At 71.1% G+C, this 12,812-nt stretch carries 10 protein-coding genes; all 10 read right to left on the reverse strand.

The window, feature by feature from the left end:
- Positions 1–1,374, reverse strand: coding sequence for a hypothetical protein (locus tag ACFCZ1_RS08860; protein ID WP_376677691.1), 1,374 nt, complete (start codon positions 1,372–1,374; stop codon positions 1–3).
- Positions 1,375–1,387: 13 nt separating this feature from the next.
- Positions 1,388–4,255, reverse strand: a complete 2,868-nt coding sequence (locus ACFCZ1_RS08865) for a peroxidase family protein (protein ID WP_376677692.1) — start codon at positions 4,253–4,255, stop codon at positions 1,388–1,390.
- Between the two features lie 23 nt (positions 4,256–4,278).
- Positions 4,279–4,971: an alpha/beta hydrolase gene (locus ACFCZ1_RS08870; RefSeq protein WP_376677693.1), complete on the reverse strand. Its 693-nt coding sequence runs from the start codon at positions 4,969–4,971 to the stop codon at positions 4,279–4,281.
- Positions 4,972–5,007: 36 nt separating this feature from the next.
- A complete protein-coding gene (gene thpR, locus ACFCZ1_RS08875; RefSeq protein WP_376677694.1) occupies positions 5,008–5,625 on the reverse strand; it encodes an RNA 2',3'-cyclic phosphodiesterase in 618 nt (205 codons plus the stop codon).
- Positions 5,622–6,563, reverse strand: coding sequence for an NAD-dependent epimerase/dehydratase family protein (locus ACFCZ1_RS08880; RefSeq protein WP_376677695.1), 942 nt, complete (start codon positions 6,561–6,563; stop codon positions 5,622–5,624). Before ACFCZ1_RS08880 ends, thpR begins: the two co-directional genes overlap by 4 nt.
- Before the next feature lie 124 nt (positions 6,564–6,687).
- Complete coding sequence (locus ACFCZ1_RS08885; protein ID WP_376677696.1) at positions 6,688–7,035, reverse strand: hypothetical protein; 348 nt, start codon at positions 7,033–7,035, stop codon at positions 6,688–6,690.
- Between the two features lie 251 nt (positions 7,036–7,286).
- Positions 7,287–7,508, reverse strand: coding sequence for a response regulator transcription factor (locus ACFCZ1_RS08890; protein WP_376677697.1), 222 nt, complete (start codon positions 7,506–7,508; stop codon positions 7,287–7,289).
- 480 nt (positions 7,509–7,988) lie between these two features.
- Entirely contained in the window at positions 7,989–9,428 is a 1,440-nt protein-coding gene (locus ACFCZ1_RS08895; RefSeq protein WP_376677698.1) for an extracellular solute-binding protein, read from the reverse strand.
- A complete protein-coding gene (locus tag ACFCZ1_RS08900) occupies positions 9,425–12,268 on the reverse strand; it encodes a VWA domain-containing protein (RefSeq protein WP_376677699.1) in 2,844 nt (947 codons plus the stop codon). The genes ACFCZ1_RS08895 and ACFCZ1_RS08900 overlap by 4 nt, the downstream gene beginning before the upstream one ends.
- A gap of 4 nt (positions 12,269–12,272) precedes the next feature.
- The gene (locus ACFCZ1_RS08905) at positions 12,273–12,614 is read right to left on the reverse strand and encodes a hypothetical protein (RefSeq protein ID WP_376677700.1); all 342 of its coding nucleotides are present in this window, start codon (positions 12,612–12,614) and stop codon (positions 12,273–12,275) included.
- Positions 12,615–12,812 lie beyond the last annotated feature (198 nt).

The raw sequence follows: 12,812 nt of genomic DNA on the forward strand, positions 1-12,812 counted from the left end.
TCATCCGTCCCATCGCGAGGCGTGCCGACGATGAGCTTCCGTCAGGCCGCCCTGGAAGAACCGGTCGTAGTATTCGGATTCGACGTGGTGCGCCTGCAGCCAGACGCCGGGTACGTGGATGGCGTCGGTGTGCGCGGGGAACCGCCCGTGGGTCTCGTGGATGTACACGCAGATGTCCCGCGCGCAGTCGATCACTTGCCGGTCGTACTCACTGGCCTCGGCGAGGTAGCGCTGCGCGTAGTCGTCCTTGTAGATGCGGGCGAAGAGGTCCTTGTCCGCGTAGATGCCGTGCTCCCCGAACTTGGCGCGGACGACGGACTCTACGGCGTCGTGCATCGACGGGTAGTTGGGCGGGCAGGCGCCCTTGATGAGGTGTTCACCGGCGGCCCGCAGGCCCACCGGGTGGGCGCGCAGGCCGGCGTACTTCGGCAGCGGCACCTGCCAGCGCAGGACGTCGGCGGGGCGGAACTTCGGGGTGACGAAGTCGAAGCCCAGCATCCGGCCGTAGGTGCGCGAGAACTTCGGGTCGCCCAGCATGATCTGGGGGCTGATCGTCGCGTGGATCCAGGCGCCGAGTCCCATGGCGTCCGCGACCAGCATCATGTTCTGCAGCAGCAGGTCGGCTTCGACCTGCGTACGCATCGGTCCCAGGGAGCCGAGGGGCAGTTTGACGGCGGGGTTGAGGAAGCCGTTCTTGATCCACTTGCGCACCCCGGCGGGGCGGTAGAAGTTGCGGTCGTCGACGACCGTGGGCCGGGCTCCCTCGGGCTGGGTGAGCAGGTACATCAGCGCGTTGACGTACTGGTGGGAGAGATCGACCACCGGCAGGAAGAGCGTGCTGCCCGGGAGGTTGGACAGGAACCGGTTGGAATCGAGGTACGCCGGGAAGTCGCGCATCCCCGCGGCGACGTCGAGGCGCCGGTCCAGTACGCGCACCTTCGACTGACGTGCGCGTTCGATCAGGGTATCGGGATCGAAGGCGTGGTTCGGGGAAGGAGGCAGCTTCCTCAGGTAGTACGTGCCACTGTCGTTGATCATGAAGAAGTGGGTGGCTTGCGCGTTGTCGGGGCTGCCCGCCGTCCGTCCCGTCATGTTCAGGTTCGGCTTGGCCATGATGGGTTTGCGGTCGCGCGGGTCCTCGAAGGGCCGGTCGGGCATGGTGAGTCCCGAGGAGCCGGTGAGGGCGATGAGCACCGCCTCCTCGAGCTCGCCCAGCGGCTCGGGCCGGTGCGCGGAGCGATGGCTCATCGACCCGGCGGGCACGGACGCGCCCTTGCTGACACGGTGGGTGCGCCGCTTGAAGACCGTCTCCCACAGCGGACGGGAAAGAAGGGCTTCCAGTCCGGGGTGGCCTGCGTGACCGGGCGTGGACATGGCCGCCTCCTGCTCAGCCGCGGCCGGGGCCGCTGTTGTTGCGGACGGGCTGGACCGGACGCCAGGGTGCGAACGCGCTGGTCCCGCGGGGCAGGAGGCTCACCAGCTCGGGGCAGTGCCGCAGGATGACGCTCGTCATGCCGTTCCGTTCGATCCAGTCCATGCCGAGGGGCGTGTAGACCTCCGGCCGGAAGTCGACCGTGAGGAAACGGTCGCTCTGCAACCGCCTGCTGGCCATCAGGATGAAGACGCGGAAGGCGGTGTCGCTGAAGCCGAAGCCCGCGGGCGGATTCTCTGCGAACAGCCCCACCACGGTGTCGATGTCGTCCACCGAGCGGTAGACGTTCCGGAGCCGTGCGACCGTCTCCGGATCGGAGGACAGGTCCTCGAACCGCCGGATCCGCGGCTTGTGCAGGCCGGCACGGAAGTCGTTGTAGCGCGGAACGCCCCGGCGCCGGGTGCGCACCAGGTCGACCACGGACAGGTCGATCACCTCCCCGTCCCGTTCGAACGCCTGGAGGGCACGGGGGAAGTTGCGCAGGGTGATCGCCCCCGGGTGGGCGATGCCCAGCGAGTACAGGGTGTTCACCAGGCCGGTCTTGCGGATGAGCGGCTCCGCGGCGGCGCCCTGGAGGTCGGTGAAGTCCAGGGTGTCGAGCCGGCGGCCGAACCGGTGGTCGACGAGTTCGTAGTCGTCCGGGATCAGGGGGTGCATCCGGTAGACGGTGACGAACTCCTCCGTGAGGGAGTACGGGGCACCGTGGTGGTCGGGCAGGGTCTTGGGGATGCCCTGCTGCCCGTTCGCCTCCAGCAGCCAGACGCCCAGCTGGTCCAGCCAGTTCTTCGGCGGTCCCTGCCAGTTGGTCTTCATGCCGATGTCGAGCGTCTTGGTGGCGAGGATCGCGGGAGTCCACTCGACCGTGTGGATCTTCGCGATCAGAGCGGAGACGATCAGCCGCGCCGTGTGGTACACCCGGTCCTCGTCCATGCGGGGATACTCGTTCCGCAGGGCTTCGCACACCGCGTTGTGCTCACGGGCGAACAGGGTGTGCATGGCGCTGAGGCCGAGCCACCAGTTGTCGGTGAAGCCGGTGAGCGGCACGCCGTTCGAGCCGTTCGGCAGGTGCCCCTCCTCCAGCCGGAGCATGGCGCCGCCATCCGGCTCACGGAGCGACGTCGCGACGGACTGGTCGCCGCCGTACACCTCCGAACCGTCCCACCAGTGCGAGACGTCGCTGGCGAACAGGATCGGCGACCCCTCGCCGCCGGGCGGACGCACCGCCTCGTCCTCGCCGAAGCGCATCACCTTCTCCCGCGCCCCGCCCGGGGTGTTCTGCCAGGTCTCTCCGGGCGGCAGCGGCACCTCGACGCTCCTGGTGCCGACCGGATGCCTCCTGTGCTTGACCCAGTCGTGCACCTGGAACTGGATCCACGCGGCGGCGATGATGTTCAGCGACGTCGCGGGGATGAACGCGTCACGGTGGAGCAGTTCCCTGCTGACGGTGACCGGATTGGGCGTGTCGAACCGGTCCGGTCGGTACACGGGGGGCATGGTACGGCCGAACGTCGCGCCGACAGCGCCCATCCGCGGCGCCGACAGGTCGTTGTACGTACCGTCGTAACTGCGCCTGACCAGCAGTTCCTCATCGAGCGGGGCCTCCACCGGCAGGGCTTTGGGAGGGGACTCATGGAGTTCGGTGTCGATGAGGTTGTGCCGCCGCAAGGTCTGCCGGAAGGCCATGAGGTTGAGCAGGCCGAGGGGGGTGGGCAGCCGGTGCCACGGGACGACGCGGTTCACGGTGCGGAAGGCGGCCCGGAGCGGTGTCCCGAGCAGCGCGTTGCGCCGGGGCTCGACGGTCAGGAAGCGTCGTCCCAGGCGGTGGTCGCTGCTCGCCTCGTAGGCGAGCTTGCGGGCCCGGTTGAGGTTGCCGAGCGGGCGGAAGCCCTCCGTGGTGTGCCACGGGTTGAACGCCAGTAGGTCGACCCGCGACGCGCAGGCTCGCGCTTCGGCGGTGTGGATGTCCTGGCGCGGGACGGTCAGCACGGCCACCGGCAGGACGGGCGCGTCCTCCTCCTTCCACTCGGCCGCGCCGTCCTCGACGGAGGTGCGCCGGGAGTCCACGTAGCGCTGCACGCAGAGCTCGAAGACGACATCCGACTGCCGCAGCCGCTGGGAAAGCTCGCGCCGCAGGTAATCGGGGTCGGTGCGCGGCATTGCCGGGCCCTGCGAGGCGTTCGCCGCGGGCCGCAGCTGATAGCGCACCGGCCCGGCGTCGCCCCACAGGATCGCGCCGCGACTCCAGTACGTCTCCAGGGCCAGGCTGGGTACCGTGCGCCTGGTCCCCGCGACGACGTTGCGCCGCATGCGGGCAGCCGTGGGCCAGCCGACCGCCAGCGGCAGCTTGACGAACAGGGCCAGGCCCTTGGCGAGCCGCGAGTCGGCACCCGCCATGGCCTTCGCGAAGGCGACGAACTCACCCGCGGTGCGCGCATGGGAGACCGGGAAGCTCGTCATCAGCAGATCGTGGGTCTCGTCGGGGCCGACCTCGACCCGCAGTGCCGCACCGCGCAGATCGGGCGCGAAGTCGGGCTGACGGACACCGCTCGCGTTGGACAGCCGGACCGTGACCGGGTAATCGGCCCCGGGCCTTGCGAAACCCGTCCGCAGGGCCTCGGGGAGGTCGTCGCGGAACCTCAGACGGGCGTTCTCCACGCCGAGGACCGCCTTGGCGTGGAAGGTCCGTTCGAGAGCCGCGGAGCCGCTGCGTCGCTTCACCTTGAGCTGCACCCGCAGGAGTTCGCGCGCGAGTCGCTCGAAGACCAGCCGCTCGGCCTCCGGGCTGCCGCCGATGTAGCGCTCGTACCGCTCGAGCTCGTCCATGCGCGCCTCTTCCCGAAGGGGGTCTATGTACTCCGCAACGACGTTGCCCTACCTCGGGGCCGGTGTCGTGCGGAGCGCGGCAGACGGGCGACGAACACGGCGAACGCCCGGTACACCGTGTCGCGGGGCAACGAGCACACGCAGTGCGGCGGCTTCTGCGGGTGAATCGGAACGGGGCCGGCGGCTGACCGGTGGCCGGGAGCCCAGGTGGCCGCCCGCGGGCGGCCTATGCGCCGACGCCGGGGCCGTTCCTCCAGCGGTCCCGGGTACTGCGTCCGTGGCGCCAGCCGGTACTCGACCGAGATGACGGCCAGTTCCAGCGGGAGGACCCACTCGCGAAGGATCCGCGGAAGCACGGACCAGGCGTTGCCCATGATCATGGCGCCGCCGTGCATGTAGTACAGCAGCGGCAGCGGCCGTCCGGCGGGTGCGGACGGCCGGGCGCTCACGAGCGTGACGTCCGGCCCGTCAGGCGGTCCCGGAACACAGAGCTCCGACACCTCGAAGCGGCCGTCGGCGCGGAGCTGCTCGGCCGTTGGCCGGGGCCGGCGCGCCGCATCCCGCTCCTGCCGGGCCGCAAGACCGTCAAGGGTGATCGGCTCCCTCGGCTCCTTGCCCAAGGCCGCGAGCGCGACGCTCAGTTCGGGATCGAAGGGGGGCACCGCCTTCGGTGTCGGGACGGGGCGGGACTCCGACGGAGCACGGCGGACACTCATGCCGCGTAGCCAATCGCACGGCCGGCCGGCACGTCGTCAGGGTGCCTTCAGCGCTTCCTCGCCCCCGAAGTTCCAGGCTTCGACGTCGCGGTAGTGGATCGGCCCCGGGCCGCGGCCGATGTTGCTGCCGACCAGGTGCAGGCGTTCGGCCCGCCATGGGCGGCCGGTGAACGAGGCGAGTCCGGCGGCGGCCTCCACTGCGCAGGAGGGGTCGTTCCGGCGGGCACGGGCCAGCGTCAGGTGGGGGTTCAGCGGCCGGTCCACGAAGGTGAGACCGCATTCCCTGACCACGGCGCGTACGTCGGAGGCGAGCAGGTGCAGCCCTTCGAGGTCTCCGCCGATCCCGCTCCACAGCACCCGGTCACCGAAGTGTCCGCCGCCACGCAGGGCCAGCCGCAGGGGCGGGCGCGTCGCCGCGAGGTCGGCGAGCGGTGGCTGCAGGAGCGGAACGGCGGTCACCGGGAGCTCGCCGAGGAACGCCAGGGTGATGTGCCAGTCCTCGATGCGGTTCCACCGCATGCGCGGGTACGCCTCGTAGGCGGGCCGCAGCTCCCGTGCCAGCTCCTCCTTCGCGTCGTCGGGCGGGGCGAGGGCGATGAACACGCGCACGGTCGAGGCCTGAGCCTTCTCGTTCGCGCCGGACTTCGTGCTCATGCCGCGGCGCCCAGCCGCTCGCGCCACCAGTCCGCCGTCGCCTCGACCTGCTCGTCGACGGGGGTGGCCCGCACCGTGAATTCGGCTTCGTACGCACCCGAGTCCACGACGAAGGGACGGTCGAACTGATAACGGATCTCCTTCAGTTCCCGAATCAGGGGGGAGAAGAGCGACGCGACGCCCAGCACGGCCGGTGACAGCCTGCGCACCGCGACCGGCGCCGTCCGCGCCCGAGCGGCCAGGCGGTCGATCATCTCCCGGGTGGACAGCGCGGGCTCCGTCGGGACGTGCCAGGCCCGTCCCCAGGCCCGCTCCTCGCCCGCGACCTCGGCCAGGGCCCTGGCCACATCAGGCAGATAGGTCCAGCTGTGTGGGACGTCGGGATCCCCGAGCGTGGAGACCGGCTTGCCGCGCAGCAGTCGTGGCATGACCCGTGCGGCCAGGTGCCCGCCGTCGGTCACGCCGGGCCCGAAGAAGTCCGAGGCCCGCACCTCGACCGCTTTGATACGCCCCTGCTCGTGCAGGTTCCTCGCCCGTTCCCAGAGGGCGACGCGCACCCGCCCCTTGGGGCCGGTCGCCGCGAGCGGCAGTTCCTCGGTCATGGGACCGTCCACCGGACCGTAGCCGTAGAGGTTGCCCAGCATGACGAGGACGGCTCCGGTCGCCTCGGCCGCCGCGCAGGCCGACGAGGCCAGCGGCGGCCACTCACTCGTCCAGCGATGGTAGGGCGGTGCGGCACAGCTGTAGATCGCGGCCGCGCCCCGCGCCGCTTCGATCAGCCGACTGCTGTCCGCCGCGTCGAAGGCCACGTGTTCGATGCCGGGCTCCGGGCGTCGGCCCGACGTGGTGACGACCCGTACGGAGTGCCCCTGCTCGGCCAGCAGGCGGGCGGTGGCCGCCCCGGCGGGCCCGAATCCCATCACGACATAAAGACTCACCCGCGAACACTAGCGCGAGTGGGTGTTGCGCTCATGCCAGGTACCCGGGCTGCTCCGGGCAGCGCCGCAGGTCATCCGGCCCGTGTACCTACGGTGGCCCCTCGGGCCGGGCCCTGGAGGCGGGTCAGTGGACGACGCTGAAACTGCGCCACGGCAGGCTGTCGGGCGCGGTCACGTTGGAGGTCGACATCGGGACGTAGATCCCGGGGGCCTTTTCGCTCTTCTGGCACTCCGGCGTCCGGTACAGGACCACGTCGAGCTCGGTGTTGTTCTCCACGTGGGACGCGCCGCGGGGGAGGCCGATCTTGTGGCAGCCCTGTACGGGGGTGTTGGTGTACGTGAGCACGACCGGGGAGTCGTGGGCGCGGAAGCTGAGCTCGCCCAGGGTGTTCTTGCCGGCCGAGCAGGCCGTGGCCGTGAGCAGCAGCAGTGCCGCCCCGGTGGTGACGCCGATATGCCGGAGGTGGGACATGGTTCGGTCCTCGTCTGTCCGTGATGGCTGCCGTTGACCGCAGCATGGCCTGCCGCGGGCCGGGAGGCATCCGGGGCGCACCCAGCGGGATGACGACCGAAGGAGGGAGGAGGCCCCGCGCGCCGATGTGCGGCGACGGGGGAGGAAGGGGGTGTGCGGCCCTTCGTCGCCGAGCGGTGCGCGGCGGGCGAGTGCCGCATATGGATATATGGATGTGGCGTTACGTGGCGTATCGGATCAGTGCTCGGCTGTCACAGTCCCAGGGTGATGGCCAGGCGGGTGAGCTCGGCGGTGCTGTGGACGTTGAGCTTGGCTCGGATGCGGCGGAGGTAGGCGTCGACGGTGTGCTTGGAGAGTCCCATGTGGCGGGCCGTCTGCAGGTAGGTGCGTCCGGCGGCGATGTGGCGCAGTGCTTCCTGCTCGCGCGGGGCCAGTGTGGCTGCGGTGTGCGGCGTTTCGAGTGTGAGGCTCATGGGATTTCCTCCGCCGGATCGGCTAGGTCATCACTGCTCACGTCCTCGGAAGCAGGGGACTTAATGTCCCTTTTGTCTTATTAAGAGCCTGGCTGCTCGACTTCATGAAGGTGTCCGCCGACTGTCACAGGCGTGTGACAAGGCACGTCCACAGGGGAGCGCCGCCGCGGTCGGGGGCGGTGATTGCGCAGGTCAGGGCCCTGGACGCCCCGGGCGTCATCGACGGGGCGGTCACTGTGGGGAAGGTACCGCCACACAGAGGATCTCCCCGCCGGATCTTCCCGCCGGATCTGCCCGCCGGGCCCGGGCTGCCGGAGGACGGCTGCCGGGCGGAGGTCTCGTCGGCCGGCGCAGCCGCACCGAGGTGATCACCGTCCCGGGCGCCCGCGCCCGCGTCGTCACGGGCCACGGCCGCACCGGTGACGAGACCTGCTGAGCGGGACCGTCCGCCGGCGCGGCCTCGCCCGGGTCGGGTCGGCGTCACGTGTGGGGCAGCGCGCCCGTCAGTTTCTCGTGCAGGTCCTTCGCGAGTTGCTCGTCCGACGGGGGTTTGTCGGCGTAGAGGCGGCGCAGTTCGGTGGTGAAGGTCTGGGTGAACGCGCCGTACAGAGGGGTGCGGGGGCGCTGGACGGCGTTCTGCAGCGCGGGAAGCAGGGTGTCGCGCGCGTACTTGGGGCGCTTCTGCTCGTCCCGCGGCATGCGGTCGGTGCTCTCGGCGGACGCGGACGCGGTGGGAGGCGAGCCGGCGGACTTGTCCGTGGCGCACTTCAGGCCGTTGTCGTTGTACGCGGACAGCCTGGTTGCCGCGAACCCCTCGTTGAGCAGACAGCGTTCGCTGCTCTGGCCGGTGAGGAACCTGATCAGCTCCGTGGCCGCGGCGCCGCGCTTCGACGCCTTGGTCACGGCCAGGTTCTGGCCTCCCAGCACCGCTCTGCCGGGCAGCGGGGCCACCCCCAGCTGCTGGTCGGTCAGGGACTGGTGCAGGGTGCGGTAGGCGTACGGCCAGTGGCGCAGGAAGGCCGTTCGGCCGTCGGCGAAGTCGCCGAGGGACTCGGCCTCGTCGGAGCGGCTGGCATCCCCCAGGGTGTAGGGGGCGTTGGTACGGTCTCGCAGTTCCTTCAACCCCGCCTCCAGGTCCTGCACGGAACCGGTGTAGCGGCCGGCCCCGTCGGTGAGGTGAAGGCCGTCGACGGCGGAGGCGAACGCCTCGATGCCGTTGACGGTGAGGCCCTCGTACGGGGCGAGCTGGGTGGTCCACCCCTTCTCGTAGCCGTACTGCTTGCTCCGGCCGGCGTCACCCACGCTGCCGATCAGCTGCTGGAGCGTCGGCCATTCGGTGCCCTTGCCGAGTTCGGTGTCCGTGACGCCCGCGTCCTTCAGGTAGTCGCGGCGGTAGAAGAGCAGCCCGACGTCGCTGTTGAACGGGACGGCGTACAGCTTTCCGCCCCAGCTGGCCGTGGCGGCGACGGAGGGGATGACGTCCGCGTCCACCAGGTCGGCGGGGAGCTGCCGGACGAGGCCCGCGTCCGCGAACTCCGGTACCCAGGTCACGTCGAGGTTGACCACGTCGTACTCGGCGCTGCCGGACTGGAGTGCGCCCAGCAGCTGACTGCGCTGCTGGTCCGCCGAGCCCGGCAGCTCGACCAGGCGGGCCCGGAAGGCGGAGCCCGCACCCTCCTGTTCCCGGTTCCACTGCTCGATCAGCTTCTGCCGGACGCCCCCCTTGCCGGTGACGTCACGTCCGCTGGCCACCACGATGTCGCCCTCCGCGGTACCGGCCTCAGCCGACTGGCCCGAGTCCTGCGGCCTGCCGTCACCGGCCCAGCTGCACGCTCCCAGCGCGAGGGCCGCCACGAGGACCGCGGCCAGGGCGCGTGGGCACCGGCCGGACCCACCACGCAGTCTGCTGCGGGGCGTCATTGCGCGCCTCCTGTTCCCGCTCGGGCGACTTCGTCGCGCAGACCCGCCACCAGATCGGTCCGGGTGTCCAGGCAGCGTCCGCCGGCCGCCTCGGAGATGACGGCGTCCGGCTTGGCCTTGTCGCAGCCGCCGCCGTCCAGGGATGCCATGACCACCGGAACCTTCTTTTCCCGCGCGGAGGCGCGCAAGGCGTCGAGCCGTCCGCCCTCGGTCAACCGGTTGTTGTCCTCGTCGTCGGTGATGAAGACGATCAGCCGCGGACGGTCGTCGTCCGCGCCGCGCTGGTGCATGTACTCCAGGGCCGCGACCAGGGCTTGGTACGGATCCGCCTCCAGATCCTTGACCTGGGCCCGTTGGTCGATGGCGTGCTCGGCCTCCTCGCGCCGGTACCGGCCGAACGGCAGCAGTTCCTGGTACGCGAGCGGGGCGTTGGGTGGGGCCGCGACGGCCCAGACGCCGTACTCGTCCTGGTCGCCCAGGCCGCCGAGCGACTGCTTGACGATGCCGGGCGCGCCGCCGGGCCCCTCCCACAGGTCGCCCATCGAGCCGGAGCTGTCCAGCAGGAACAGCACCCGCCCGGGCCCGCTGGCCTCCCGGTACTCCTTCAGCGCCGTGGCCATCGCGGCCTGGCGGGCGGGGGCGGCGAGGGTACCGGGATTGGCCAGGGCGCCGAATCCGCTGAAGGTGAGGTCGGGGGCGAGGGGGCGGTGCTCCACCGCGGCGCTGCGGAAGCCGTCCTTGCCGAACTCGACGAGCCCGCCCCGGATCACCTCCCCGGCCTTCCCCTTGGCGCCCGCCGCCTCGCCCTGAGCGGTGCCGGTCATCCAGGCGCGGAACCGATCGACCGCGTCCTGCCGCGCGTCCTTGTCGCGGAGGGCCTCCTTCCAGCGCACCCGTACGAACGTCGGGTCCAGGCCCGGCACGTCATCGGGATAGGCGGCCATCCGCCGGGCCCGCCTCGCGCTGTCGCAGCCCACACCGGACTTCATCAGGAACTCGGGCACCAGGGCCGCGGTGCGGTCGTCGACGGAGTCGTCGTCGGGCAGCAGGCACAGCAGGTCCCCGCTGGTGGGCGAGGGCGGACCGGGCTGCCTGACGGACCGTTCGGCGGTGGCCGGTTTCGCCCCTCCCGTACTTCCGGCACCTCCCGCGCCTGCGGCCCCTCCCGCACCGTAGAGCCCGATGGTCGCCACCAGGCCCGAGTCCGTGTGCTCCGGGTCCGGACGCCGTACTTCCGCCTTCGCGTTCCGTTTGTGCAGTGCGTCCATCAGCGTCGTCAGTCCGCCGATCCGGTCGGCGACCCCCTCCTCCGCCAGCTGCTGGGGCACGGCGAGCACGAGGGGCGAGTAGGCGAACGGAGCAGGGTCGACGAGCAGTTCCGCGTAGCTGCGCTGGTCCTGGGACGGGCGGGCGCGGGAGGCGCTCGCCGAGGTCGCGGGAATCCAGATGTCCGGCTGGGGACCGATGTCGCGCTGCGGATTGACGGCCTCGGCCGTGGGCCGCTGCCACGGGTCGGACTGGTCGTGGAACGCGGCGACGACCTCCGCGGCGCCGGCGCTGTACACGGTGATGCCGCTGCGCCGGCAGCCGTCACCGGTCCGGTTCGCTTCCGACACCAGGTACACCTCCGTCGCCCTGCGTACGGTGGACTCGAGGTCGGGGTCGGTGAGCAGCCGGAGTTCGAGCGGGGGCTTGCAGGGCGGCCCGTCGCCGAGGTGTCCGGCGAGGAAGTACCCGGCGGGGACGAGACCCGCGAGCACGGTGAGCACCGCGGCGGTGACGGCCGCCGTGCGGATCCTGCCGGTGAGGTGTGGAAGACCGCTCTGGGCCGGACCGTCAGCCGGGCGCGGGCGGAGCTTCCTCGGAAGGGGCCACAGGGATCGGCGGTCCCGTAACGCCACGCCTGCCACGCCCGCCACGGCGGTCTCGGCTTCCTTGGCGTGGCCGTGGGGGTGGCCGACTCCAGGGTCCGCCACGCCCTGCGGCCGGCCCCCGTCCGGCGCGTGCTGCGTCTTCGGCGTGTCCGCAGTGTCCGGCGCGTCCGGTGCGCGCGCGTCGTCCGCGGGGCCCGCCGCAAGCAGCACGTCCGTGCCCGAACCGGCCGTGCGGCTCTGCGGCTCCCACCGCTCGGAAGGCTCGCGCAGCGTCGTGTGATGCGCGGACATGTACGCCCACAGCTGCTCGGCCAGTTCCCTGAAACCCACGGGAGTCATGGCAGTGCCGTCTCCGCCGTCGCCACGCAGGAGGCGTATCAGCTGCGCCGTGAAGGGGGTCGGGGTGGCCTCGTCCCCCGCGTCGATCCGGTTGTTGGCCTGCACGCTCATCAACAGCGATATCCGCTGCCGCTGGGAGGTGTCGAGCGCGTCCCAAGCCGCTGAGGCGTTACCCGCGTAGCAGCAGTCGAGCACGACGACCACGTGCTCCGCCCGGGTGCGGGTCAGCACGGTCAGGACGCTGTTCCAGGTAACGGCACCCCGGAACACCGACTGTGTACCGGCCTCGATCGTCGCCCCGCGCATCAGGAGCCACAGTTCGTCACCGGTGCTGGGCACGGCGCCGTGCCCGGAGAAGTAGAGCAGGAGCAGGCCCTCGGCCTCGTCGACGGCACCGTCCAGGCGTCGGTCGAATTCGTGCACGTTGTCCGGCCGGAAGACGCCGATCTCGTCCTCGCCGAACATCCCGCCCCCGCGCAGCGCAGCTGCGAGGCCGACGAGATTGTGCTCTACCGCCTCCAGGTTGCCGGGTACGCCGAAGGGGTGACCGGGCAGCGTGAACTCGTACGCGGGTACGCCGACGAGCAGCGCCCTGTTCACCCTCCCGCGCGGGTCGAAGCGCGCCACCGGACTACCTCGCGTCGCCGTCCGGCACGACCTCGACCTCCGGGGGTTCGCCCCGCTCCACGGCGCGGCGGTTCTCCCGCCACGCCCGTACCCCGCTCTTCGTCTGTTTGTACACGTCTTCGAAGAGCGTGGGACCGGCGACGCTGACCAGGACCAGCAGGATCTCCAGCCCGGCTCCCATCGGGTTGCCGGGGTGCTCTTCGGCGGCACGCTCCCTGATCTCCAGGTCGCCGCTGCTTCTGAGCGCCTCCAGCTTGTGCTCCCGTTCGAGCCACGCCTTCAGGGCTCCGACATCACTCGCGCTCGCACCCCGCCCCAGGCGTACGCGGACAGCCGTATTAGCCAAACCTTCCCCCTCGGTCATAACTCAGCATCATGGCACGTGATTTGGGGGCGTGGGGAGACATCGGAAGAGCTCAGCTCCGCGCCCGCGCGCGCCGGGGCGTCCTGCTCGCGGCGCCGCCGGGTCCGTGTGGCTGACGACTCGCGGCTCCGGGCCCACGCACAGCAGATGCCGGAGAGGCTGGGCCTCTCCGGCATCTGC

The sequence above is a fragment of the Streptomyces sp. NPDC056224 genome (genome assembly GCF_042267665.1).
GTDB lineage: Bacteria > Actinomycetota > Actinomycetes > Streptomycetales > Streptomycetaceae > Streptomyces.

Bases quoted from the DNA above. Each gene is read 5' to 3' on its own strand.
- ACFCZ1_RS08860 (WP_376677691.1), bottom strand. From the start codon at position 1,374: ATGTCCACGCCCGGTCACGCAGGCCACCCCGGACTGGAAGCCCTTCTT.
- ACFCZ1_RS08865 (WP_376677692.1), bottom strand. From the start codon at position 4,255: ATGGACGAGCTCGAGCGGTACGAGCGCTACATCGGCGGCAGCCCGGAG.
- ACFCZ1_RS08870 (WP_376677693.1), bottom strand. From the start codon at position 4,971: ATGAGTGTCCGCCGTGCTCCGTCGGAGTCCCGCCCCGTCCCGACACCG.
- thpR (WP_376677694.1), bottom strand. From the start codon at position 5,625: ATGAGCACGAAGTCCGGCGCGAACGAGAAGGCTCAGGCCTCGACCGTG.
- ACFCZ1_RS08885 (WP_376677696.1), bottom strand. From the start codon at position 7,035: ATGTCCCACCTCCGGCATATCGGCGTCACCACCGGGGCGGCACTGCTG.
- ACFCZ1_RS08890 (WP_376677697.1), bottom strand. From the start codon at position 7,508: ATGAGCCTCACACTCGAAACGCCGCACACCGCAGCCACACTGGCCCCG.
- ACFCZ1_RS08895 (WP_376677698.1), bottom strand. From the start codon at position 9,428: ATGACGCCCCGCAGCAGACTGCGTGGTGGGTCCGGCCGGTGCCCACGC.